At 67.7% G+C, this 23,643-nt stretch carries 23 protein-coding genes, 3 tRNA genes and 1 pseudogene; 19 read left to right on the forward strand and 8 right to left on the reverse strand.

Annotated features, from left to right (window positions below):
* Positions 1-66: 66 nt before the first annotated feature.
* Positions 67-1,314, reverse strand: a complete 1,248-nt coding sequence (locus QBL25_RS24490) for a Shedu anti-phage system protein SduA domain-containing protein (protein ID WP_409059149.1) — start codon at positions 1,312-1,314, stop codon at positions 67-69.
* A gap of 97 nt (positions 1,315-1,411) precedes the next feature.
* Positions 1,412-2,596, reverse strand: coding sequence for a DNA cytosine methyltransferase (locus QBL25_RS24495; RefSeq protein ID WP_409059150.1), 1,185 nt, complete (start codon positions 2,594-2,596; stop codon positions 1,412-1,414).
* Between the two features lie 202 nt (positions 2,597-2,798).
* On the opposite strand from QBL25_RS24495, the pseudogene QBL25_RS24500 reads away from it, so the two are divergent.
* Both QBL25_RS24500 and QBL25_RS24505 read left to right on the forward strand, forming a co-directional pair.
* Positions 2,799-3,000: pseudogene (locus tag QBL25_RS24500) on the forward strand (hypothetical protein); the annotation flags it as partial.
* Positions 3,001-3,220: 220 nt separating this feature from the next.
* Positions 3,221-3,439 carry a hypothetical protein gene (locus QBL25_RS24505; protein WP_409059151.1) on the forward strand — a complete coding sequence of 73 codons (219 nt, stop codon included), beginning with the start codon at positions 3,221-3,223 and terminating at the stop codon, positions 3,437-3,439.
* Positions 3,440-3,494: 55 nt separating this feature from the next.
* Here the strand turns inward: QBL25_RS24505 and QBL25_RS24510 are convergent, their stop codons facing one another.
* The 3 genes from QBL25_RS24510 to QBL25_RS24520 all read right to left on the reverse strand — a co-directional run bounded on the left by QBL25_RS24510 (position 3,495) and on the right by QBL25_RS24520 (position 6,079).
* Positions 3,495-3,872 (reverse strand): nuclear transport factor 2 family protein, encoded by a 378-nt coding sequence (locus tag QBL25_RS24510; RefSeq protein ID WP_409059152.1) that lies wholly within the window; start codon positions 3,870-3,872, stop codon positions 3,495-3,497.
* Between the two features lie 171 nt (positions 3,873-4,043).
* Positions 4,044-4,700 (reverse strand): SDR family oxidoreductase, encoded by a 657-nt coding sequence (locus QBL25_RS24515; RefSeq protein ID WP_409059153.1) that lies wholly within the window; start codon positions 4,698-4,700, stop codon positions 4,044-4,046.
* Positions 4,701-4,774: 74 nt separating this feature from the next.
* Positions 4,775-6,079, reverse strand: a complete 1,305-nt coding sequence (locus QBL25_RS24520) for an amidohydrolase family protein (protein WP_409059154.1) — start codon at positions 6,077-6,079, stop codon at positions 4,775-4,777.
* Between the two features lie 560 nt (positions 6,080-6,639).
* Here QBL25_RS24520 and QBL25_RS24525 point away from each other — a divergent pair.
* The 6 genes from QBL25_RS24525 (at position 6,640) to QBL25_RS24550 (ending at position 9,277) form a co-directional block, all read left to right on the forward strand.
* Positions 6,640-6,712, forward strand: a tRNA-Thr gene (locus tag QBL25_RS24525).
* Positions 6,713-6,759: 47 nt separating this feature from the next.
* Positions 6,760-6,832: transfer RNA gene (locus QBL25_RS24530), tRNA-Met, on the forward strand.
* A gap of 91 nt (positions 6,833-6,923) precedes the next feature.
* Positions 6,924-7,088 carry a 50S ribosomal protein L33 gene (gene rpmG, locus QBL25_RS24535; protein ID WP_004571794.1) on the forward strand — a complete coding sequence of 55 codons (165 nt, stop codon included), beginning with the start codon at positions 6,924-6,926 and terminating at the stop codon, positions 7,086-7,088.
* 84 nt (positions 7,089-7,172) lie between these two features.
* Positions 7,173-7,637, forward strand: coding sequence for a MaoC family dehydratase N-terminal domain-containing protein (locus tag QBL25_RS24540; protein WP_409059155.1), 465 nt, complete (start codon positions 7,173-7,175; stop codon positions 7,635-7,637).
* Between the two features lie 4 nt (positions 7,638-7,641).
* A complete protein-coding gene (locus tag QBL25_RS24545) occupies positions 7,642-8,070 on the forward strand; it encodes a MaoC family dehydratase (protein ID WP_409059156.1) in 429 nt (142 codons plus the stop codon).
* Between the two features lie 43 nt (positions 8,071-8,113).
* A complete protein-coding gene (locus tag QBL25_RS24550; protein WP_409062761.1) occupies positions 8,114-9,277 on the forward strand; it encodes a UDP-N-acetylmuramate dehydrogenase in 1,164 nt (387 codons plus the stop codon).
* 59 nt (positions 9,278-9,336) lie between these two features.
* Here QBL25_RS24550 and QBL25_RS24555 read toward each other — a convergent pair whose 3' ends face one another.
* Positions 9,337-9,969: an NAD(P)-dependent oxidoreductase gene (locus tag QBL25_RS24555; RefSeq protein WP_409059157.1), complete on the reverse strand. Its 633-nt coding sequence runs from the start codon at positions 9,967-9,969 to the stop codon at positions 9,337-9,339.
* Positions 9,970-10,056: 87 nt separating this feature from the next.
* On the opposite strand from QBL25_RS24555, the gene QBL25_RS24560 reads away from it, so the two are divergent.
* Entirely contained in the window at positions 10,057-10,656 is a 600-nt protein-coding gene (locus tag QBL25_RS24560; RefSeq protein WP_409059158.1) for a TetR/AcrR family transcriptional regulator, read from the forward strand.
* On the opposite strand, the gene QBL25_RS24565 is transcribed toward QBL25_RS24560, so the two are convergent.
* Together QBL25_RS24565 and QBL25_RS24570 are read right to left on the reverse strand one after the other, a co-directional pair.
* Positions 10,646-11,665: an adenosine deaminase gene (locus tag QBL25_RS24565; protein WP_409059159.1), complete on the reverse strand. Its 1,020-nt coding sequence runs from the start codon at positions 11,663-11,665 to the stop codon at positions 10,646-10,648. The genes QBL25_RS24560 and QBL25_RS24565 overlap by 11 nt on opposite strands.
* 128 nt (positions 11,666-11,793) lie before the next feature.
* Positions 11,794-13,020: a pyridoxal phosphate-dependent aminotransferase gene (locus tag QBL25_RS24570; protein WP_409059160.1), complete on the reverse strand. Its 1,227-nt coding sequence runs from the start codon at positions 13,018-13,020 to the stop codon at positions 11,794-11,796.
* Between the two features lie 181 nt (positions 13,021-13,201).
* Here QBL25_RS24570 and QBL25_RS24575 point away from each other — a divergent pair.
* From QBL25_RS24575 to rpoB, 10 genes are all read left to right on the forward strand, one after another.
* A tRNA-Trp gene (locus QBL25_RS24575) sits at positions 13,202-13,274 on the forward strand.
* A 105-nt stretch (positions 13,275-13,379) separates the two neighbouring features.
* Entirely contained in the window at positions 13,380-13,667 is a 288-nt protein-coding gene (gene secE / locus QBL25_RS24580) for a preprotein translocase subunit SecE (protein ID WP_190084400.1), read from the forward strand.
* Between the two features lie 89 nt (positions 13,668-13,756).
* Positions 13,757-14,680, forward strand: coding sequence for a transcription termination/antitermination protein NusG (gene nusG / locus QBL25_RS24585; RefSeq protein ID WP_409059161.1), 924 nt, complete (start codon positions 13,757-13,759; stop codon positions 14,678-14,680).
* A 175-nt stretch (positions 14,681-14,855) separates the two neighbouring features.
* Complete coding sequence (gene rplK / locus QBL25_RS24590) at positions 14,856-15,290, forward strand: 50S ribosomal protein L11 (RefSeq protein ID WP_160506641.1); 435 nt, start codon at positions 14,856-14,858, stop codon at positions 15,288-15,290.
* 110 nt (positions 15,291-15,400) lie between these two features.
* Complete coding sequence (gene rplA / locus QBL25_RS24595; protein ID WP_409059162.1) at positions 15,401-16,123, forward strand: 50S ribosomal protein L1; 723 nt, start codon at positions 15,401-15,403, stop codon at positions 16,121-16,123.
* 156 nt (positions 16,124-16,279) lie between these two features.
* Positions 16,280-17,164 (forward strand): hypothetical protein, encoded by an 885-nt coding sequence (locus QBL25_RS24600; protein WP_409059163.1) that lies wholly within the window; start codon positions 16,280-16,282, stop codon positions 17,162-17,164.
* A gap of 65 nt (positions 17,165-17,229) precedes the next feature.
* Positions 17,230-18,171 (forward strand): hypothetical protein, encoded by a 942-nt coding sequence (locus tag QBL25_RS24605; protein ID WP_409059164.1) that lies wholly within the window; start codon positions 17,230-17,232, stop codon positions 18,169-18,171.
* 283 nt (positions 18,172-18,454) lie between these two features.
* Complete coding sequence (gene rplJ / locus QBL25_RS24610) at positions 18,455-18,985, forward strand: 50S ribosomal protein L10 (protein WP_409059165.1); 531 nt, start codon at positions 18,455-18,457, stop codon at positions 18,983-18,985.
* A gap of 113 nt (positions 18,986-19,098) precedes the next feature.
* On the forward strand, positions 19,099-19,479 hold the full coding sequence (gene rplL / locus QBL25_RS24615; RefSeq protein WP_361389587.1) for a 50S ribosomal protein L7/L12: 381 nt from the start codon (positions 19,099-19,101) through the stop codon (positions 19,477-19,479).
* 606 nt (positions 19,480-20,085) lie between these two features.
* Positions 20,086-23,571 carry a DNA-directed RNA polymerase subunit beta gene (gene rpoB / locus QBL25_RS24620; RefSeq protein WP_409059166.1) on the forward strand — a complete coding sequence of 1,162 codons (3,486 nt, stop codon included), beginning with the start codon at positions 20,086-20,088 and terminating at the stop codon, positions 23,569-23,571.
* Positions 23,572-23,643: the final 72 nt, after the last annotated feature.

Raw genomic sequence — 23,643 nt, forward strand, 5'->3', positions numbered from 1 at the left:
ACGAGTCGCGTTGTCCCGTCGGGCGGCTCTTTGCCTACCGCCCGACGGGGTCGCGGCCGTTAAAGATCAAAAGATCGTTGATGCTGTGTCGTCGGGGCTGGGATTCGCGAGATGGCCACCATTCTCTCCCTCGAACGTAAGAGATCTGTCGGCTGCATCCAAGAGGTCTGCCCAGGTCAGAACCTCGATGCGGTTGATCGAGCCGTTGTAGGTCCGGATGGTCTGGTCAACCATCTGTCGCGTTACGGCTTCGAACTTTCGCTTTTTATCCTCGGGAATGTTCACGAACGCGGGATTACCGATCACGACCGTCGCCCGCGCGCGGCAGAGGTCGTACTCGAATCCGTTCCTTTTATAGTAGCTCTCCATTGCGGATCCTACTTCGTCAAGATCGCGTAAGTAATTGAGCGCCTGGCCCACTGCCTGATGTACTTGTGTGCCAGGAATCAAGTGAGATCTGTAACGCTCAACGAGCGAAGGGATGTGGGAACCTTTTAGTTCGACGATGTGAATCGAGCCATCGGCGCAGAACAGGGGTACATCGTACTCATCCATTGGGATGAGGCCATTCCGCTCGGACACGCCGGTGTACTTGCCTCCAAAAATCCAATAGTTTCCGTGGATTTTCCGATGAAGGTCTCGTTCCGTCACCGACTTTTCAGCGATCATTTCTTTGAGCTCGGCAACGATCTCACGCCGCCGAGCGACAATTGCTGCTTCTGCGGCCGAAAGTCCCATAGAGCTTTTAGTGGCAGTGTCCAGCAGGCTTCTTAGATCATGCCAACCGGAAAGTGCGGATCCTATCGCGGATCCGCTAATTCCCAGGCTCTCAAGGTATTTTACTGCATTCACGGCGGTGAACTCTTGGCTTGCGTCAATCGTCACATGAGATGGACCGCCAAAGGTTTTGGTGAGGTTGCTCAGGAGTGCTTGGCCGCGGGAATCAACTGAGAGTGCGTAGCCGCCAATCGGAAACCACTTCTTGCTCTCTTCTGCCTCTCTTTGCAAGAGGAATACGGGTTTACCTGTGCGCTCAACAAAGGTGCGCGCTGCCCTGTGAGTTTTTGAGTCCTCGGTGCGGCGTTGGATCAAAGCCACAACCGCATCGGATTTCAGTGCGCCTGTCGATTGTGAGGCGCGAACGCTGAAATTACTCACCCTGCTGATATAGGTGAAGTAGTAAATCTGCGGTGAGGTGTCGCCGACGAGGCTGCCAATCGTCCTCTCGGCCACGTCGTATTTGTGGGAGCTCGTCGACGTGTGCTGGGTGTCAATCAACTGCCAAAGCGCCGTCAGATTCTCGTCGTGAGACATAGCTGGATCTTAGGCAGTTACTCACCCATGCGGAGCACATTTTCCGTACTGCCCTGGGGCAAGCGCCACATGTCCCCAGGACAGCAGGACAGACGTGCTACGAGACGGGAACGGGCTCAGACATGTGCTTGCTGTGCAGCCCCAGCGCCTCGGAGAACTCGTCCTTGTAACGCAGCCGGCTCTTGAGGAGCCGTCCGTGGAAGCCAGCCGTCGCTCGGAGGCTCAAAGGCGCGGCCTTGCTGGCATCGACGACCTCAAGCAGGTGCTGGTAGGGGTTTCGCACCGGCCATAGGCCCACGGGAGCCTCCCAGCGCTCTTCGGCGTTCCCCCAGGCCGCTGTTGGCCATCGCATTCCCTTGAGCAAGAAGGCCTGGCCTGCTTCGTCGTACATGCCTGGTCGGAGGAGGCGGTTTCCGAGCCACTCGGATACGCCCACGGTGACGGCGTTGCCGACCAGCTTCCACCGGACTCCTGGCTTGGCCTTCTTGAGAGCGGCTTCGGTCCAGCCTCGCGGAAACCCCTGGAGTGCTTCGGCGTCCTCGATACGAGGCGTGACGATCGCTCGACCGGACGGGGCTCCGGGGATCCACATGGCTGGCGAGGAGGGGATGCCGAGCCCGGAGCCTCCCTTGAGTGTGGGGAGGGCATCCTTAGCCCATCCAAGGCCCGTATTGCCTTCCGTCCAGTAGAAGCCAAACGCGTCTTCTTTGTACTCACTCTCAGGGAGCTCGCCAGCGTTTTCGGCGAAGAGTACTGCGCGGGGGTCGTCGGTTCGGGAGGCAACGAAGATCACTCTGTGTCGCCGCTGAGGTACTCCGGTGAAGCGAGAGTCCACCAGGCGGTAGGCCCATGTATAGCCGAGACGTTCAAACTCGCCGACCAGGTACTCCATGGCCGTGCCACGGTCCAGCGACAGCATGTTGCGAACGTTCTCGATGACCACCCATCGAGGTGAGGCGTCGGCCAGCAGCTTGAAGAGATGCTTGACCATGCCTGACGCTTCCCCATGGATACCAGCCGTTCGGCCTGCTTGAGACAGGTCGGTGCACGGGAAGCCAGCGGTCACTACGTCGACTTCGGGCAAGTGGGACAGAGTCTGGATGTCATCGTGCAGGGGAGTGTCAGGAAATCGATGCTCAAGCACTGCCTGCGCTGGCTCCCACCATTCGCAGAGCAGCTTGGTCTGCATGCCAGCTGCCTGGAGTCCACACTCGACGCCGCCGATGCCGGCGAAGAGCCCGGCAACGGTCAGCGGGCGAGGGGCAGCTTTGGGATTCGGCATGATGACGATGATCCCACGTCCTTTCTGGCTCGGCGCCCAGTCTCTCGTGCGCCATGTAGATGCGGGGGTGTTGTAGCGATTTCGCTCGTCGTGCGCTCGATTTGCCCAGCGCGAGTGTCAGCCGAAGAAGTGAGTGTGAGAGCCGCCGTGCCTGCTCAGACGTTCCGAGGCTCGCGTAGGCGGCATGACGCACCCTTTAGGTATGGCGAGTGCTCCGATAGCTGTGCATCCACAGCTGGGTACCGGCGGTCGACGGGTTACGGCGCGGTCAGATCCTGGTCTAGCCCACTCAGGCCATGACGTCGTTGAGTTCCTCCTGCGCGCTGGACTGGAGGACTCCGAGGGTCTTCTTGACGATCCACTTTGGGTGGCGCGGCGGCCGGGCGCATCGATACGAAGCGGCCTGGACATGGCGATTCCCCCGGGTGTCCCCCGAGCGACGTGCTGCCGTCCGTCTGCCCAGGTCAGTCGGGTCGGGACCGGCCCGCTGTAAATCTGCCGGCTCAGCCTTCCCAGGTTCGAATCCTGGCGCCGCCACACGAAGGAGACCCTCTCCGGCTTTCGCGGAAACGCGAGGCGGAGGGGGTCTTTTCGTACGCTGGGATCATGTCGTCGATGCCAGCCATGCCGTCCTCAGCCCGCCGCAGGCGCTGCCCCGAATGCCGTCGGGACATCGCGGTCGTCGGAGGCCGGTTCGCCCGGCACGATCCGCCGGGGGCGCGCGGCAGCGGTGATCTCGTCTCCTGCCCCGGTTCGCGCAGGCAGGCCATGCTCGGCGCCGCACAGCCCGCTCTGGACGGCTACACCGTCCCGGACTTCCCCGGACAGCTCCCGCTGTTCTGAGCCCTCTGTGGCCCTCCTGGGGGTGCTCTGACGGGCCTCCCGGCGGGACCGCGGCCTACGGCTGGCGTACGTCCATGCGGCTCACCAGGCCGTCGGCCCGGAACGTGTAGACGTGCTCGACCGTCGTCGGCGCCCAGTGGTCGCCCGTCTCGTCCCGCAGCCCGGGCCGCACAGTCGCCACGACCCGCCGCCCGTCGGCGTCGAGCCGCAGCCCTTCCAGGTGCACCAGGGGGTGCATCACCGCGAACTGCCGTGCCCAGTAGGCGCGGACCGCCGGGATGCCGCGGGCGCGGGTGTTGTCCAGGAGGTTCGGCCAGTTCACGTCGGGCGCCAGCGAGCGGGGGATGAACGCGTCGCGCTCTTCGGTGCCGAAGACGGCGTACATCTGCCGCAGGAGGGCTGCGTGCGCGGGGGGCACGTCGGAGGCGTTCATGGCGTTCCTCACGTAGGCGGCACTTCCAGCCAAGCACCGCCCCGCGCGCGGGACATCCCTCAGAAGACCGACTTCACCGTACGGACGGGTGTGTGGGTGTGCGGTCGGACGTGTGGGTGTGCGTGGGTACGCGAGGTTCCGTGGACGTCGGGTTCCCGCGACGGACGAACGTCAGTTCCCCGCTACGGACTTGACCGCCACCGATACCGGCGTGGACCCGCTGACCAGCTCCAGCGTCAGCCCTGCCGTCGCCGCCGAGTCGACGAGCTCGGCGAGGACCGCGGCCACGTCGTCGCGCGGGACGGGGCCGCGTCCGGTGGACGCCTCCAGGCGCACCAGACCGGTGCCCGCGTCGTCCGTCAGCATCCCGGGGCGCAGGATCGTCCAGTCCAGGGCCGTACGGCTGCGTACGTACGCGTCCGCCTCGCCCTTGGCGCGCAGATAGGCGTCGAAGATCTCGTCGCCCTGGTGCGCGGGGTCCGCGCCCATTGACGACACGACGACATACCGCCGTACGCCCGCGCGCTCCGCCGCGTCCGCGAAGAGCACGGCGGCGTCGCGGTCCACGGTGTTCTTGCGGTCGGCGCCGCTGCCCGGCCCCGCGCCCGCGGCGAAGACCGCCGCGTCGGCGCCCTCCAGGAGCCCGGCGACCTCGTCGACGGACGCCGACTCCAGGTCGCACAGCGCCGCTTCGGCGCCCGCGGCCCGCAGATCGGCTTCCTGCCCGCTTCTGCGGACGATCCCGACGACCTCGTCACCCCGCGCGGCGAGCAACCGCTCGAGCCGCAGCGCGATCTGACCATGACCACCAGCGATGACAATGCGCATGTCTCCGACCGTACGACAGCCCCCGCAAGATCGCCCCGCGCACGCGGGAGCACGTCAGGGGGTGTCGCCCGCCGTCAAGAGGGTTCCGCGCCCTTCGGCCGGCCCTGGCCGCCCCCCTTGGAGCGGCCCTGCCGCGGCAGGTCGAGCGCGACGGCGGCCGCCGAGTCGCAGTACTCCCGCACCGCGCTGGTTCGTGCCACCACGCGCCCCCGGTGCACCACGATGCGGCTGTACGCGAGCGAGAGCGCCCCGGCGAGCTGGTCGCCGCGCACCGCGAGCAGTTCGGCGGGAAATCCCGCCTCCACCCGGACCTGGGGCAGGCCCATCGCGGCCCGCGCCGCCGAGCTGACCGCGCCGTACGCGTCCTCGGGGCGCAGCCCGCACCGCGAGGCCAGCAGATAGGCGGCTTCCAGCGGATCCCCGCGCCCCACCGGGTTCGCCACGTCCCGCATGGCCCCGCTGCCCGCCGCGACCCGCACCCCGGCCGCCCGCAGCAGCCGCACCGGAGCCACCGCGCCCCGCCGCTCCACGCTCCCGCAGCCGCCCTGCGGCAGGCACACCACCGTCACTCCTGCCGCCGCCAGCTGTTCCGCCGTCCGCGCGGCCACGTCCGACGGCAGCCGTCCGAGCCCTCCGCACGGCCCGATCGTCACCCCGGGCCGCAGCCCGCCGGCCATCGCCGCGAGCCGCCCGAGCCGCGCCGGATCGCCGCCGTCCGTGTGCAGGTCGACGGGGCAGCCGTGCTCGGCGGCGACTTCGAGGACCGCCTCCACGTACCCGGTCGGATCGGGATCGAGGTCGGGGCAGCCGCCCACCACGGAGGCGCCCATCTTCACCGCGTCCCGCAGCATCGCGAGCCCGTCCGCGCCCGCCACCCCGGTCAGCAGGCGCGGCACGGCCACGGCCGTCAGGTCGACCAGGCCGCGCAGCGAACGCCTGGCCTGGAGCACCGCCTCCATCGAGGAGAGCCCGGGAACGTCCCCGATCCGTACGTGCGAGCGCAGCGCCGTCGCGCCGTGCCCCAGTTGCAGCAAGGCGGCCTCGGTGGCCCTGCGCTGGACGTCGGAGACCTCGTACGAGACGGGGCCCTCCGCGTCCGCGGACAGGGCCGTGTCGCCGTGGGCGTGCGGTTCGGCCGCGGCCGGCAGCAGGAGGTAGCCGCCGAGGTCCACGCGCGCGGCGTGCGCGGTCAGGCTGCCCGCGGTGCCGACCGCCTCGATGCGCCCGGAACCGAGCCGCACGTCGACGGTCCGGCCGTCGGTCAGCCGGGCGCCGCTGAGGAGGAGCGTGGAGGCGTCGGCGTCGTCACCCGAGGAGCCGGAAGAGCCTGAAGAGCCGGAGGACCCGGAGGAGTGGGGCTGCGGCTGGCTGTCGGGCATCGCGCTCCTGAGGTTCGGGGGCGGCTGCGGGGCGAGGCGTCGTCCGGGACGGAGGCGTCCGGGACCGAGACGTCCAAGATCACGCAGAGTGGGTCGAGCCTAGGGCGACGACCGGCCCTCTTCGAGGAGGAGCGGAATAGTCGTACCGGCGTGGTGCGGCCCTCCGGTCGGGCTCGGCACGAGCCACGGGAGGGGTCCCGGCACGAGCCACGGGGCGGACCTGACGCGGACCACCGGGCGGGCCCGGCACAAACCCCGGCACGGACCACGGGAGGAGCCTGACGCAGGCCACGGGGCGGGCCCGGCACAAACCCCGGCACAAACCCACGAACCACGGGACGAGCCCGACGCCGGCCACCGAGAAGACCCGCCAGCAGACCCGCCAGCAGGCCGGCCAGCAGCCCCGCCGGCAGCCCCGCGCAGGAGGCCGAACCGGTGTGGCGTGAGGCGCTGAAGTGACGTGGTGAGGCGGCCGGGACGCCTGCCGACATGCCCCCGGACAGCCCCGGCGAAACGGATTTGGGCGATCGGCGACCGACCGTGTAATGTCTTCATCGCTCGCCCCAATAGCTCAGTCGGTAGAGCGTCTCCATGGTAAGGAGAAGGTCTACGGTTCGATTCCGTATTGGGGCTCTGATGTCGCGTGATCCTCGCCCTCGGGCGAGGGGATCCGGCATCGCAGCGGTGTAGCTCAGTCGGTAGAGCAAGCGGCTCATAATCGCTGTGTCACCGGTTCAAGTCCGGTCACCGCTACTGATTTGGTAGCCGATTGTGGGGTCGGACCTTCGATCGGCTACTATTTTTTTGCGTTCATCCGTCCATCCGTCCGTCAAGGAGCACTCACGTGGCTGCCACAGACGTCCGCCCGAAGATCACGCTGGCCTGCGTGGAGTGCAAGGAGCGGAACTACATCACCAAGAAGAACCGGCGTAACGACCCGGACCGTCTTGAGATGAAGAAGCACTGCCCGCGCTGCAACGCGCACACTGCGCACCGCGAAACGCGCTAGACACAGGCTCGTACACGAGGCCGTCCCCGATTTCTGGGGGCGGCCTCGCGTCGTTTACCCACACCTTCAGGAGGTACCGAGTCCATGGCGCTCGACCAGTCCTTCGTGGGGCGGTCCTACCCGCCCACCGAGCCCTATGAGGTCGGCCGGGAGAAGATCCGTGAGTTCGCCGAGGCGGTGGGCGACGCCAATCCGGCGTACACCGACGCGGAGGCCGCCAAGGCGCTCGGGCACCCGGACGTGATCGCTCCGCCGACGTTCGTGTTCGCCATCTCGTTCAAGGCCGCGGGCCTGGTCATCGAGGACCCGCAGCTGGGGCTCGACTACAGCCGCGTCGTGCACGGGGACCAGAAGTTCGCGTACACCCGGCCGGTGCGGGCGGGGGACCGGCTCACGGTCACCTCGACCATCGAGGCCATCAAGTCGCTCGCGGGCAACGACATCCTGGACATCCGCGGCGAGGTCCACGACGAGGCCGGCGAGCACGTCGTGACCGCCTGGACCAAGCTCGTCGCGCGTGCGGCGGAGCCCGCGGCAGAGGGAGCGTGACGCGATGACCGCCAAGATCTCTTACGACAGCGTCGAGGTCGGCACCGAGCTGACGGCCCAGAGCTTCCCCGTGACGCGCGCCACGCTCGTCCGTTACGCGGGCGCCTCCGGCGACTTCAACCCGATCCACTGGAACGAGAAGTTCGCGGTCGAGGTCGGCCTCCCCGACGTCATCGCGCACGGCATGTTCACCATGGCCGAGGCGATCCGCGTCGTGACGGACTGGGTGGGCGACCCGGCCGCCGTCGTCGAGTACGGCGTGCGCTTCACCAAGCCCGTCGTGGTCCCGAACGACGACAAGGGCGCGCTGGTCGAGGTCAGCGCCAAGGTCGCCCAGAAGCTCGACGACAACCGGGTCCGGGTGGACCTGGTGGCGACGAGCGCGGGCCAGAAGGTGCTCGGCATGTCCCGCGCGGTGGTCCAGCTCGCCTGAGGCCGCACCCCCTACCCACCCCCTATAGGTCCGTCGCCGGTTCATCGCTGGTCCGCCGCCGGACCGACGCCGGACTGACGCAGGACCGTCGTGCGTCCGCGGTCCGTGGCCCCGCCCGAGCGGCGGGGTCACGGACCGTACCCTTGAGCACGTGCAGGAACTCCACGATGCTCCCCTCGCCCCGCTGACCACCTTCCGGCTCGGCGGTCCCGCGGCCCGTCTGATCACCGCGACGACCGACGACGAGGTGATCGCCGCCGTCCGCGAAGCCGACGACTCAGGGACCCCGCTGCTGCTCATCGGCGGCGGCTCGAACCTCGTCATCGGGGACAAGGGCTTCGACGGCACCGCGCTGCGCATCGCCACCCGGGGCTTCGACCTCGACGGCACCCGCCTTGAGCTGGCGGCCGGCGAGGTGTGGACCGACGCCGTGGCCCGCGTCGTGGAGGCCGGCCTCGCGGGCATCGAGTGCCTCGCCGGGATCCCGGGCTCCGCGGGTGCGACGCCGATCCAGAACGTGGGAGCGTACGGCCAGGAGGTCTCGTCGACCATCACCGAAGTGATCGCGTACGACAGGAAGACGCGCGAGACGGTCACCGTCACGAACGCCGAGTGCGACTTCTCGTACCGTCACAGTCGTTTCAAGGCCGAACCCGACCGCTTCGTGGTGCTGCGCGTCCGCTTCGCCCTGGAGGACGCCCAGGGGATGAGCGCCCCCCTCAAGTACCCGGAGACCGCCCGCACGCTCGGCGTCGAGGCCGGTGACCGGGTTCCCGCGGCCGTCGCCCGCGAGACCGTCCTGAAGCTGCGCGCGGGCAAGGGCATGGTGCTCGACCCCGAGGACCACGACAGCTGGTCGGCGGGGTCCTTCTTCACCAACCCGATCCTCACGGAGGAGGAGTTCGCCGCGTTCCACGCGCGCGTGGCGGACCGTCTCGGCCCGGAGGTGGCGCCCCCCGCCTTCCCGACGGAGGACGGCCGCGTGAAGACCTCCGCCGCCTGGCTCATCGACAAGGCGGGCTTCACCAAGGGCTACGGAGAGGGCCCCGCGCGCATCTCCACCAAGCACACGCTGGCCCTGACCAACCGCGGCGGCGCGACCACGGAGGACCTGCTCGCCCTGGCCCGCGAGGTCGTCGCCGGAGTACGGGACGCCTTCGGGGTCACGCTGGTCAACGAGCCGGTCACGGTGGGCGTCAGCCTCTGAAGCCCCTGGCGGGACGCCCTGGGCGCGGCTAGTAGGCCACGCCCACGCCCTGCGTGCGGCTAGTAGGCCACGCCCACGCCCTGCTTCACCGTCGACAGGTCGTCGATCGCCGCCAGCATCGCGTGGGCCACGTCGGCCCTGCCCATGAAGCGGGCGCTGGTCGGCGTGCCTCCGACGACCTTGCGGTAGGCGCCCGTGGCCGGCTTGTCCTGGAGCCGCGGGGGGCGCACGGAGGTCCAGTCCGTCGCGCCGGCCGCGAGGTCGGCCTCCATGGCCCGCAGGTCGTCGTATATGGGCTTGAGGATCGCGCTGACCAGGGCCCCCACTATTCGGTCGACCACCGGCTGACGCTCGGCGGGCGGGCCCACCGGCGCCGCGCTCACCACCACCAGCCTGCGCACGCCCTCGTCCTCCATCGCGCGCAGCACCGAGCGCGTGAGCCGGGTGGCCGTCCCCGCGTCGGCCCTCTTGCGCGGCCCAAGGCCCGACAGGACCGCGTCCCGGCCCGTCACCGCGGCCCGCAGGGCCTGGGGGTCGGTCAGGTCGGCCCGGAAGACCTCAAGATCCTTTCCCGTCACGCTCAGCCGCGCGGGGTCACGCACGACGGCCGTGACCTCGTGACCCGCCGCCAGCGCCTGCCGGACGATCTCCCCGCCGACACCACCGGTCGCACCGAACACCGTGAGCTTCATCGCGCACCCTCCCCGGGTGGGTAAGTATTCACTCACCCCTAGAGTGAGTAACCACTCACCTCTTCGTCAAGGTTGGTTGGACGGCACATGCAGCAGAAGCCCACCCGGGCCCGCATCCTCGACGCGGCGCACGACCTCATGCTCACCATCGGCCTCGCCCGTGCCACCACCAAGGAGATCGCCAAGGCGGCGGGCTGCTCCGAAGCGGCCCTCTACAAGCACTTCGCGAGCAAGGAGGAGCTGTTCGTGGGCGTCCTCAAGGAGCGGCTGCCGCGGCTCGCCCCACTGCTGCACCGCCTCGCCGAGGACCCGGGGGAGCGCCCCGTGGAGGACAACCTCGCCGAGATCGCCCGCCTGGCCAGCCACTTCTACGCCCAGAGCTTCCCGATCGCCGCGTCCCTCTACGCCGAGACCAAGCTCAAGCGCCGCCACGACGACGCCATGCAGGAGATGGGCACCGGCCCGCACGTGCCCATCGAAGCCCTGGACGCCTACCTCCGCGCCGAACGCGACGCCGGCCGGATCGCCCCCGGGACGGACACGTTCGCGGCCGCCTCGCTCCTCCTGGGGGCCTGCGCCCAGCGCGCCTTCGCCTACGACTCCACGATCGGCAAGCAACCCCCGCAGCCCGTCGAGGAGTTCGCCGCCGCCCTCGCCCGGACCCTCCTGGCGGGCATCAGCCGCTGAGCCACTCCTCGATCCCCGAGAGCAGCTTCTGCTGTACGTCGACGGGGGCGGCCGAGCCGCGCACCGACTGCCGGGCGAGCTCGGCCAGCTCGGCGTCGTCGAAGGCGTGGTGCTTGCGCGCGATCTCGTACTGCGCGGCGAGCCGCGACCCGAAGAGCAGCGGGTCGTCGGCCCCGAGGGCCATCGGTACCCCGGCGTCGTACAAGGTGCGCAGGGGTACGTCCTCGGGCTTCTCGTAGACGCCCAGGGCCACGTTCGACGCCGGGCAGACCTCGCAGGTCACGCCGCGCTCGGCGAGGCGCTTCAGGAGGCGCGGGTCCTCCGCGGCCCGCACCCCGTGCCCGATCCGCCCCGCGTGCAGGTCGTCCAGGCAGTCCCGTACCGACGCGGGCCCGCTGAGTTCGCCGCCGTGCGGCGCCGCGAGCAGGCCGCCGTCCCGCGCGATCGCGAAGGCCCGGTCGAAGTCCCGTGCGAATCCGCGCCGTTCGTCGTTGGAGAGCCCGAAGCCGACGATGCCGCGATCGGCGTACCGCACCGCGAGCCGGGCCAGCGTGCGGGCGTCCAGCGGGTGCTTCATGCGGTTCGCGGCGACCAGGACGCGCATTCCGAGGCCGGTGTCCCGCGAGGCGCTCTCGACGGCGTCCAGGATGATTTCCAGGGCCGGGATGAGCCCACCGAGCCGCGGCGCGTACGACGTCGGGTCGACCTGGATCTCCAGCCACCCCGACCCGTCCCGTATGTCCTCCTCGGCGGCCTCCCGCACCAGGCGCCGGATGTCCTCGGGCTCCCGCAGGCAGGACCGCGCCATGTCGTAGAGCCGCTGGAAGCGGAACCACCCGCGTTCATCGGTCGCCCGCAGCTGCGGGGGCTCACCGCCGGTCAGCGCCGGGGGCAGCCGCACCCCGTACTTGTCGGCGAGTTCCAGCAGGGTCGTGGGCCGCATGGACCCGGTGAAGTGCAGATGCAGATGGGCTTTCGGCAGCTCTTTGACGTCACGTACACGCTCCATTCCAGGATCTTGCCGTACGCACGTGGCGTCCCGATAGCCGCTTTCCCCCTTCGTGGCCTCCCCCGAACGAAGAAACGGACCGCCTCCCCGGACAGGGGAGACGGTCCGACGGCGCGGAGGACCGGACGTCAGTCGCGTGCCTCGGCCAGGAGCTTCTGGACCCGCGAGACACCCTCGACGAGGTCCTCGTCACCCAGCGCGTACGAAAGGCGCAGGTAGCCCGGCGTCCCGAAGGCCTCGCCCGGGACGACCGCGACCTCGGCCTCGTCCAGGATCAGCGCGGCGAGCTCCACGGAGTTCTGCGGGCGCTTGCCGCGGATCTCCTTGCCGATGAGGCCCTTCACCGAGGGGTAGGCGTAGAACGCGCCTTCGGGCTCGGGGCAGAGCACACCGTCGATGTCGTTCAGCATCCGCACGATGGTCTTGCGGCGCCGGTCGAAGGCCTCGCGCATCTTCTCGACGGCGTCCAGGTCGCCGGAGACGGCCGCGATGGCCGCCACCTGCGCGACGTTGGAGACGTTTGACGTGGCGTGCGACTGGAGGTTCGTCGCCGCCTTCACGACGTCCTTCGGGCCGATGATCCACCCCACGCGCCAGCCGGTCATCGCGTACGTCTTGGCCACGCCGTTGACCACGATGCACTTGTCGCGCAGCTCGGGCAGGATCGCCGGGAGCGAGGTGAACTTCGCGTCTCCGTAGACGAGGTGCTCGTAGATCTCGTCGGTCATGACCCACAGGCCGTGCTCGACGGCCCAGCGGCCGATCGCCTCGGCGTCGGCCTCGCTGTAGACGGCGCCCGTCGGGTTGGACGGCGACACGAACAGGACGAGCTTGGTGCGCTCGGTGCGCGCGGCCTCCAGCTGCTCGACGGAGACGCGGTAGCCCGTGGTCTCGTCGGCGACGACCTCGACCGGCACGCCGCCCGCGAGACGGATCGACTCCGGGTACGTCGTCCAGTAGGGGGCCGGGACGATGACCTCGTCGCCCGGGTCCAGGATCGCGGCGAAGGCCTCGTAGATCGCCTGCTTGCCGCCGTTGGTCACCAGGATCTGCGAGGCGTCGACCTCGTACCCGGAGTCGCGCAGCGTCTTCGTGGCGATCGCGGCCTTGAGCTCGGGAAGCCCGCCCGCCGGCGTGTAGCGGTGGTACTTCGGGTTCTTGCAGGCCTCTACGGCGGCTTCGACGACGTAGTCCGGCGTCGGGAAGTCGGGCTCACCCGCGCCGAAACCGATCACCGGTCGCCCGGCGGCCTTGAGGGCCTTCGCCTTGGCGTCGACGGCGAGGGTCGCGGACTCGGAGATCGCGCCGATGCGGGCGGAGACCCGGCGCTCGGTGGGAGAAGTGGAAGCGCTCATCGCCCCATCGTTCCAGACCTGAAAGACCCCCGGCACGCGGGTTTGCAAGACCACCGGATCCGTTTCTGTTCGACGGAGGGCCGCGAAGCACGTACACTCACTGCTCGTTGGCCCTCACCGGCCGCACCTTCTCCTCGCACTCTGTGCACCCGGGCGGATGCGGTAGGTTGGGGGAAATCAAAGGGTCGTAGCTCAATTGGTAGAGCACTGGTCTCCAAAACCAGCGGTTGGGGGTTCAAGTCCCTCCGGCCCTGCTACACACTCCTCTCGGATGTGTGCGCATGTACGTACTGCATTGCACCGCCGTGCGGCTCATACCGGGCGCGGCACGGCCACGACCCGGAATCAGGTGAGGACGAGTGACGGACGCCGTGGGCTCCATCGACATGCCTGATGCCCAGGACGAGGCGCCGGAGTCCAAGAAGAAGGCCCGCAAGGGCGGCAAGCGCGGCAAGAAGGGCCCCTTCGGCCGTCTCGCGCTCTTCTACCGCCAGATCGTCGCGGAACTCCGCAAGGTCGTCTGGCCGACCCGCAGTCAGCTCACGACGTACACCACCGTGGTGATTGTCTTCGTCGTCATCATGATCGGCCTCGTGACCGTGATTGACTATGGGTTCAACCAGGCCGTCAAGTACGTCTTCGGCTGAGCCGATGGCTGAGCCAAGAGCGAAGGGCGCCGTACCCGGCGCCCGTTTCGCGCGTTCCACCCCTCTGTATCCAGGAAGAAGCAGCCACCGTGTCTGACCCGAACCTGAACGACGCCGTTGAGCCGCGCACGGATTCCGAGGAGTCCGTGGAGGACAAGCTCGACATCGTCGAGGCGGCGGACGCCGAGGACCCGGACCAGGCCGAGGCTGCCGACGCCGCCGCGGGCGTTCCCGCCGAAGAGTCGGCGCTGCACGTCGAGGACGAGACCGAGGCCGTCGAGGCCGATGACGCCGAGTCCGACGACGAAGCCGCCGCCGAGGCTGACGACGAGGCCGGCGAGGCCGACGACGACGAGTCCGCAGAGTCCGCCGAGGACGCGGAGGAGGCCGAGCCGGTCGACCCGATCGTGGCCCTGCGCGAAGAGCTGCGCACGCTTCCCGGCGAGTGGTACGTCATCCACACGTACGCCGGTTACGAGAACCGCGTGAAGACCAACCTCGAACAGCGTGCCGTCTCGCTGAACGTCGAGGACTTCATCTTCCAGGCCGAGGTGCCGCAGGAAGAGGTCGCGCAGATCAAGAACGGCGAGCGCAAGACGATCCGTCAGAACAAGCTTCCCGGGTACGTCCTGGTGCGCATGGACCTGACGAACGAGTCCTGGGGCGTCGTCCGCAACACCCCCGGCGTCACCGGCTTCGTGGGCAACGCCTACGACCCGTACCCGCTGACCCTGGACGAGATCGTCAAGATGCTCGCCCCCGAGGCCGAGGAGAAGGCCGCCCGCGAGGCCGCCGAGGCCGAGGGCAAGCCGGCTCCGTCCCGCAAGGTCGAGGTCCAGGTCCTCGACTTCGAGGTCGGCGACTCGGTCACCGTCACCGACGGCCCGTTCGCGACGCTTCAGGCGACGATCAACGAGATCAACGCCGACTCCAAGAAGGTCAAGGGTCTCGTCGAGATCTTCGGCCGCGAGACCCCGGTCGAGCTCAGCTTCGACCAGATCCAGAAGAACTAGCCCTCGCGGCTTCCTCTGGAACACACGCCTCCGACCAGGTCAGACGGGCTCTCAAAGCCTGTCTGACCTGCTCGGTTTTTGGCCGCGCGACTATACCCGTTATCGTGGTGCGGTATGCCTCCATCCGGATGACTGGATGGTGGCTGGAAACTCTCACTAGGACCCGGAGAGAGCAATGCCTCCCAAGAAGAAGAAGGTCACGGGGCTTATCAAGCTCCAGATCCAGGCCGGCGCAGCCAACCCGGCCCCGCCGGTCGGCCCCGCGCTGGGCCAGCACGGCGTCAACATCATGGAGTTCTGCAAGGCCTACAACGCCGCGACCGAGTCGCAGCGTGGCTGGGTCATCCCGGTGGAGATCACGGTCTACGAAGACCGCTCCTTCACCTTCGTGACCAAGACTCCGCCGGCCGCCAAGATGATCCTCAAGGCCGCGGGTGTCGAGAAGGGCTCCGGCGAGCCGCACAAGACCAAGGTCGCCAAGATCACCGAGGCGCAGGTCCGCGAGATCGCCACCACCAAGATGGAAGACCTCAACGCCAACGACCTGGACGCCGCGTCGAAGATCATCGCCGGCACCGCCCGTTCCATGGGCATCACGGTCGAGGGCTGAGACTCCCCGTCTGACCTTTCTCAGTGGTAGGGCCAAGCGCCGGCCCGCACCACGACTCCCACACCTGTCACGCGGCCGAGCCGCATGATGTAACCGCTACAGGAGCAGAAGTGAAGCGCAGCAAGACTCTCCGCGCTGCGGACGCCAAGATCGACCGGGACAAGCTCTACGCCCCGCTCGAGGCCGTCCGTCTCGCCAAGGAGACCTCCGCGACCAAGTTCGACGGCACCGTCGAGGTCGCCTTCCGCCTGGGTGTCGACCCGCGCAAGGCCGACCAGATGGTCCGTGGCACCGTGAACCTCCCGCACGGCACCGGCAAGACCGCCCGGGTCCTGGTCTTCGCGACCGGTGACCGTGCTGCGGCCGCGGAAGCCGCTGGGGCCGACATCGTCGGCGCCGACGAGCTCATCGACGAGGTCGCCAAGGGTCGCCTGGACTTCGACGCCGTCGTCGCCACCCCGGACCTCATGGGCAAGGTCGGCCGCCTCGGCCGCGTGCTCGGTCCGCGTGGTCTGATGCCGAACCCGAAGACCGGCACCGTGACCCCCGACGTCGTGAAGGCTGTCAACGACATCAAGGGCGGCAAGATCGAGTTCCGCGTCGACAAGCACTCGAACCTGCACTTCATCATCGGCAAGGTGTCCTTCGACGACACCAAGCTGGTGGAGAACTACGCCGCGGCCCTGGAGGAGATCCTCCGTCTGAAGCCGTCGGCCGCCAAGGGTCGCTACATCAAGAAGGCCGCGCTCACCACCACGATGGGCCCCGGCATTCCGCTGGACAGCAACCGCACCCGCAACCTCCTCACCGAGGAGGACCCGGCCGCCGTCTGAATCTGACGGCAGTCGCGTCGCGCACGCGTGTGAAGAAGGCGGGCCCCGCAACCTTTCGAGGTGCGGGGCCCGTCCTCGTATGTGCGCATCTCCTCAGGACTGTCGGGGGACTGCGCTAGCGTGCGGGATTCACACGAGTGCAAGGGGTGGGATGTCATGAACAGCACGACCATGCGACGCGCGGGCCTGTCGATCGCGGTGGCCGCCGCGCTGACCGGGGTCGCGGCCTGTGGCTCCTCCGGCGACGACGCGAAGGGCGACGGGAAGGACTCCGTGGCCCTCAGCCCCGTGGCGGCCCTGCGCTCCATCGAGGACAAGACCGGCGACGCGGACTCGGCCAAGGTCGAGAGCAAGACGGTCATGGGCACCAAGATGTCGATGGACATGAAGGGCACCATGGCGTGGTCGGACGGCATCACCGGCAACGTCACCGCGACCCTCACGGGCGGCACCCAGGCCGAGCAGATGAAGCAGATAGGCCAGTCGAAGATCGACTACCGCTATCTGAAGGACGGCTTCTACGCGAACATGGGCGACAAGTTCGCGGCCGAGGCCGGGGGCGGCAAGCACTGGCTGGAGTACGACTACGACACGCTGGCCGAGATGAGCGGCGCCGCGGGCGACGCGTTCAAGGACCAGATGCAGAACACCACCCCGAACCAGTCGGTCAAGATGCTGCTCGCGTCGGGCGACGTGAAGCGCGTGGGCGAGGAGACGGTCCGCGGGACCGAGACGACCCACTACTCGGGGACCGTCGACGTCGCGGACCTCACCGGCAAGAGCGCGGACCTCGACGCCGGGCAGCTGGCCGAGCTGAAGAAGCAGTTCAAGCAGGCCGGCCTGACCACGGAGACGGTCGACATCTGGGTCAACGACGACGACCTCCTGGTGAAGAAGACCGAGAAGGGCGAGACGAACGACGGCGGGTTCTCGCAGACGGCCTACTACAGCGACTACGGCACCCCCGTCTCCGTGGAGAAGCCCCCGGCCTCGGACACGGTCAGCTTCAAGGACCTCATGAACCAGCGGCCACAGGCCTGACCTCGGACGTCGGGTATTCTCGCCAGACCCAGATGTGTCGATCATGTGTTCCTAGGGGTGGGGTCATGACTGTGAAGAGAACGGCGGGCGCTGTGCTCGCCACCACGCTGCTGTGTACGGGCGCGGTGGCCTGTGGAGCCTCCGACAAGGACGGCAAGGCGAACGGGACGGGCTCGGGGGAGACCCAGTCCCGTTCGCAGGTGACCGAGGTCATCACGGCGGCGTACGAGAAGACCGCCAAGGCCAAGTCGGCCAAGGTCGAGATGACGATGGCGGCACCGCAGTCGATGGGCGGCGCCGGCGGCAACATGAAGATGTCCGGCGTCATGGGCTGGGACCCGACCGTCATGGATATGACGATGTCGGGTTCGGCGCTCACGGAGGGCGACCCGGAGGCTCCGGAGAAGGTCCGGATGGTCTGGCGCGACAACGTCATCTACATGGACATGGGGGCCGCGGCCGCCAAGGACATGGACGGCAAGCAGTGGATGAAGATGGATCTGAACGCCATCGCCGAGCAGGCCGGTGACAAGAAGATGGCCAAGCAGATGACCGCCGGTCTGGACAGCATGAACCAGGACCCGGCGCAGCAGCTCGCCATGCTCCTGGACTCGCCGAACCTGAAGCACGCGGGACCCGCGAAGGTCGACGGCGTCCAGACGCAGCGCTACAAGGGCCGTCTCTCCGTCAAGGAGATGATGGCGTCGAACAAGGGCCTCGACGAGATGCTCGGCAAGAGCGAGCGCGAGGAGCTGTTCAAGAGCATCGAGAAGTCGGGCATCAAGGGGTACGACACCGAGGTCTGGGTCAACGAGGACGACTACCCCGTCCGCATGGACGTCGACATCAAGAGCCCCGAGGGCACGATGAAGATGTCGCAGAAGTTCTCCGACTACGGGACGGCCGCCGAGGTGACCGCGCCGCCGGCCGGCAAGACCTTCGACCTGATGGAGATGTTCAAGGAGCTCGGCAAGGGCGCCGGAGCCGGCGAGGACGCCGGTTTCTGACCGCTCCCGACGGCCGTTCCCGGCCGATTTGCCTGACGGGAACCCGTTCGCGTACTCTTCCGAGGAAGCCAAAGACCGCTGGTCGTTGCCGTGCGCTCGTCAGAGAGTGCGGTGGCCGAAGGATCCGCTGAAACTGCGGACGACCCGCGTAGGTGACTGAGGAAGTGCTCCCGGACGGTTCTCCGTCGGGTCGAGCTCACGCCCCATGCGCCTGCGCTGGGGCGTTTTGTTTTGTCAGCCCCTTCTGAGCGGTCCTCATCACCCGGAAGGAGGCCGACGCTCTATGCCGACGCCCGACAAGGCTGCCGCGGTAGCCGAGCTCACGGACAAGTTCCGCAGCTCGAACGCCGCCGTGCTGACCGAGTACCGGGGTCTCACCGTGGCCCAGCTCAAGCAGCTGCGCCGTTCGCTCGGTGAGAACTCCGAGTACGCCGTGGTGAAGAACACGCTGACCAAGATCGCGGCCAACCAGGCCGGGATCAACCAGCTGGACGACCTGTTCACGGGTCCGACCGCTGTTGCCTTCGTCACCGGTGACCCGGTGGTGTCGGCGAAGGGTCTTCGTGACTTCGCCAAGGACAACCCCGACCTCGTCATCAAGGGCGGTGTCCTTGACGGCAAGGCGCTGTCCGCCGACGAAATCAAGAAGCTCGCGGACCTCGAGTCCCGCGAGGTTCTGCTCGCCAAGCTGGCCGGCGCGCTGAAGGGCAAGCAGACGCAGACTGCGCAGCTCTTCCAGGCGCTGCCGTCGAAGTTCGTCCGCACCGCGGAGGCGCTTCGTGCCAAGAAGGCCGAGCAGGGCGGTGCCGAGTAATTCGGCTCTCGCATTGATCGCCGCCCGCTAGGGCGACGGTCGCAGCGGGCCGAACGTACGCCCGCCTTCATATACACCCGGCACCAGCCGAATTAGTGGAAGGATCGCCCATCATGGCGAAGCTCAGCCAGGAAGACCTGCTTGCCCAGTTCGAGGAGCTCACCCTCATCGAGCTCTCCGAGTTCGTGAAGGCCTTCGAGGAGAAGTTCGACGTCACCGCCGCCGCGGCCGTCGCCGCCGCCCCGGCCGGCCCGGGTGCGCCCGTCGAGGCCGCCGAGGAGCAGGACGAGTTCGACGTCATCCTCACCGGCGCCGGCGAGAAGAAGATCCAGGTCATCAAGGTCGTGCGCGAGCTCACCTCGCTCGGCCTGAAGGAGGCCAAGGACCTCGTCGACGGCACCCCGAAGCCGGTCCTCGAGAAGGTCGCCAAGGAGGCCGCTGACAAGGCTGCCGAGTCCCTCAAGGCCGCCGGCGCTTCCGTCGAGGTCAAGTAACACCTCACGAGCCGTCTGCCGCGCGCCTGTGGGCGCGTGAGCGGCAGGGCTTTCCGGCGCCGCTCTGGCGGCGCCGCGCCAAGGGCGATCACCCATCTGGGTGGTCGCCCTTCGGCGTTCTCCGGCGCACCCTTACGGCTGCCTTGCGAAGCCCGTGGCGACGAGTATGGTGATCTTCGTCGTGCCTCCGAACGGCCGTGACGGTGAGCTCCGGGAGCCAAGTCGGGGCTGGGGGGCCTTGACGAACTGCACGCAGCGCGCAATTCTCAGGACGCGTCGTCACAACGATCCGGATCCGAGGCATGGATCGGTGGCGAAGAGGGCAGTATCGATGTGCATCGAGGGCGTGGCTTGCAGCAGGGGTTGAGAACAACGAGGGTCTCCCAGAACCCGCACTGGACATCAGTGGGCCAACTGGCTACACTGACCCTTTGCGCTGCCTGTTAGCTGCCTCCTGCCCGTCACCAGGGGCATGCCCATGCTTGAGCACCGTGGACCGGAACTTCCCTGACCTGGCCAAACAGCCAAATCAGGAGGGCCTGTCCCTGTGTCCAGCCTGGGACCGGTACGCGCGTAGTGAGTCCGAGCCCTCGGAAGGACCCCCTCTTGGCCGCCTCGCGCACTGCCTCGACCGCGAATACGAACAACGGCGCCAGCACCGCCCCGCTGCGCATCTCCTTTGCAAAGATCAAGGAGCCCCTCGAGGTTCCGAACCTTCTTGCGCTGCAGACCGAGAGCTTTGACTGGCTGCTCGGGAATGAAGCGTGGAAGGCTCGTGTCGAGGCGGCTCTGGACAGCGGACAGGACGTCCCCACCAAGTCCGGTCTGGAGGAGATCTTCGAGGAGATCTCTCCGATCGAGGACTTCTCCGGGTCGATGTCCTTGACGTTCCGCGACCACCGTTTTGAGCCCCCGAAGAACTCCATCGACGAGTGCAAGGAGCGCGACTTCACGTTCGCCGCCCCGCTCTTCGTCACCGCCGAGTTCACCAACAACGAGACCGGCGAGATCAAGTCCCAGACGGTCTTCATGGGCGATTTCCCGCTCATGACGAACAAGGGCACCTTCGTCATCAACGGCACCGAGCGTGTCGTCGTGTCGCAGCTGGTCCGCTCGCCGGGCGTCTACTTCGATTCCTCGATCGACAAGACGTCCGACAAGGACATTTTCTCCGCCAAGATCATCCCGTCCCGGGGTGCCTGGCTGGAGATGGAAATCGACAAGCGCGACATGGTCGGTGTCCGCATCGACCGCAAGCGCAAGCAGTCGGTCACCGTTCTGCTCAAGGCTCTCGGTTGGACGACCGAGCAGATCCTCGAGGAGTTCGGCGAGTACGAGTCCATGCGCGCCACCCTGGAGAAGGACCACACCCAGGGCCAGGACGACGCGCTGCTCGACATCTACCGCAAGCTCCGTCCGGGCGAGCCGCCGACGCGTGAGGCCGCTCAGACCCTGCTTGAGAACCTCTACTTCAACCCCAAGCGCTACGACCTCGCGAAGGTCGGCCGCTACAAGGTCAACAAGAAGCTGGGTGCGGACGCTCCGCTCGACGCGGGCATCCTCACGGTCGAGGACATCATCGCCTCGATCAAGTACCTGGTGAAGCTGCACGCCGGTGAGACCGAGACCGTGGGCGACAGCGGCACGTCGATCGTCGTCGAGACCGACGACATCGACCACTTCGGCAACCGTCGTCTGCGCAACGTCGGCGAGCTCATCCAGAACCAGGTCCGCACGGGTCTGGCTCGTATGGAGCGCGTCGTCCGCGAGCGCATGACGACCCAGGACGTCGAGGCGATCACGCCGCAGACCCTGATCAACATTCGCCCGGTCGTGGCGTCGATCAAGGAATTCTTCGGCACCTCGCAGCTGTCGCAGTTCATGGACCAGAACAACCCGCTGTCGGGTCTCACCCACAAGCGCCGTCTGTCGGCGCTTGGCCCGGGTGGTCTCTCCCGTGAGCGGGCCGGCTTCGAGGTCCGTGACGTGCACCCGTCCCACTACGGCCGCATGTGCCCGATCGAGACCCCTGAAGGCCCGAACATCGGTCTGATCGGTTCGCTCGCCTCGTACGGCCGCGTCAACGCGTTCGGCTTCGTCGAGACGCCGTACCGCAAGGTCGTCGAGGGCGTCGTCACCGACGACGTCGACTACCTCACGGCCGACGAAGAAGACCGCTTCGTGATCGCCCAGGCCAACGCGGTGCTCGGCGAGGACATGCGCTTCACCGAGTCGCGCGTCCTGGTCCGCCGTCGTGGCGGCGAGATCGACTACATCCCCGGCGACGACGTCGACTACATGGACGTCTCGCCGCGCCAGATGGTGTCGGTCGCGACCGCGATGATCCCGTTCCTCGAGCACGACGACGCCAACCGTGCCCTCATGGGCGCGAACATGATGCGTCAGGCCGTGCCGCTGATCACCGCCGAGGCTCCCCTCGTCGGCACCGGCATGGAGTACCGCTGTGCGGTCGACGCCGGTGACGTGATCAAGGCCGAGAAGGCGGGTGTGGTCCAGGAGGTCTCCGCGGACTACGTCACCGTCACGAACGACGACGGCACGTACACCACGTACCGCATCGCCAAGTTCTCCCGGTCGAACCAGGGCACCTCGGTCAACCAGAAGGTTGTCGTCGACGAGGGCGCCCGCGTGATCGAGGGCCAGGTCCTGGCCGACGGTCCCGCGACCGAAGAGGGCGAGATGGCCCTCGGCAAGAACCTGCTCGTGGCGTTCATGCCCTGGGAGGGTCACAACTACGAGGACGCGATCATCCTGTCGCAGCGCCTCGTGCAGGACGACGTCCTCTCCTCGATCCACATCGAGGAGCACGAGGTCGACGCCCGTGACACCAAGCTGGGCCCGGAGGAGATCACCCGGGACATCCCGAACGTCTCCGAGGAGGTCCTCGCGGACCTCGACGAGCGCGGCATCATCCGTATCGGTGCCGAGGTCGTCGCCGGTGACATCCTCGTCGGCAAGGTCACGCCCAAGGGCGAGACCGAGCTGACCCCCGAGGAGCGCCTGCTCCGCGCGATCTTCGGTGAGAAGGCGCGCGAGGTGCGCGACACCTCGCTGAAGGTGCCGCACGGCGAGATCGGCAAGGTCATCGGCGTCCGCGTCTTCGACCGTGAAGAGGGCGACGAGCTGCCGCCGGGCGTGAACCAGCTGGTTCGTGTCTACGTGGCGCAGAAGCGCAAGATCACGGACGGTGACAAGCTCGCCGGCCGTCACGGCAACAAGGGCGTCATCTCCAAGATCCTTCCGATCGAGGACATGCCCTTCCTTGAGGACGGCACGCCGGTCGACATCATCCTCAACCCGCTGGGTGTCCCGTCCCGAATGAACCCGGGTCAGGTCCTGGAGATCCACCTAGGCTGGCTCGCCAGCCAGGGCTGGGACGTCTCCGGCCTCAGCGAGGAGTGGGCGCAGAGCCTGCAGCGCATCGGCGCCGACCAGGTCGCCCCGCGGACGAACGTCGCGACCCCGGTCTTCGACGGTGCCCGTGAGGACGAGCTGACCGGTCTGCTCGAGCACACCGTCCCGAACCGCGACGGCGACCGCATGGTCCTGCCGTCCGGCAAGGCGCGGCTGTTCGACGGGCGCTCCGGCGAGCCGTTCCCGGACCCGATCTCGATCGGGTACATGTACATCCTCAAGCTGCACCACCTGGTCGACGACAAGCTCCACGCTCGCTCGACCGGTCCGTACTCCATGATCACCCAGCAGCCGCTGGGTGGTAAGGCTCAGTTCGGTGGTCAGCGCTTCGGTGAGATGGAGGTGTGGGCGCTGGAGGCTTATGGCGCCGCGTACGCCCTCCAGGAGCTGCTGACGATCAAGTCCGACGACGTGACCGGCCGCGTGAAGGTCTACGAGGCCATCGTCAAGGGCGAGAACATCCCCGAGCCCGGCATTCCCGAGTCCTTCAAGGTGCTCATCAAGGAAATGCAGTCGCTCTGCCTCAACGTGGAGGTGCTGTCCTCGGACGGCATGTCCATCGAGATGCGCGACACCGACGAGGACGTCTTCCGCGCGGCGGAGGAGCTCGGTATCGACCTGTCCCGGCGCGAGCCGAGCAGCGTCGAAGAGGTCTGACGGGTTGGCCGGCCGGATCTCGTATCCGGCCGGCTCTCCCCGGACCCGTTCAGACCATGATTGAGACACGAC

This window comes from Streptomyces sp. SYP-A7185 (genome assembly GCF_046103685.1).
GTDB lineage: Bacteria > Actinomycetota > Actinomycetes > Streptomycetales > Streptomycetaceae > Streptomyces.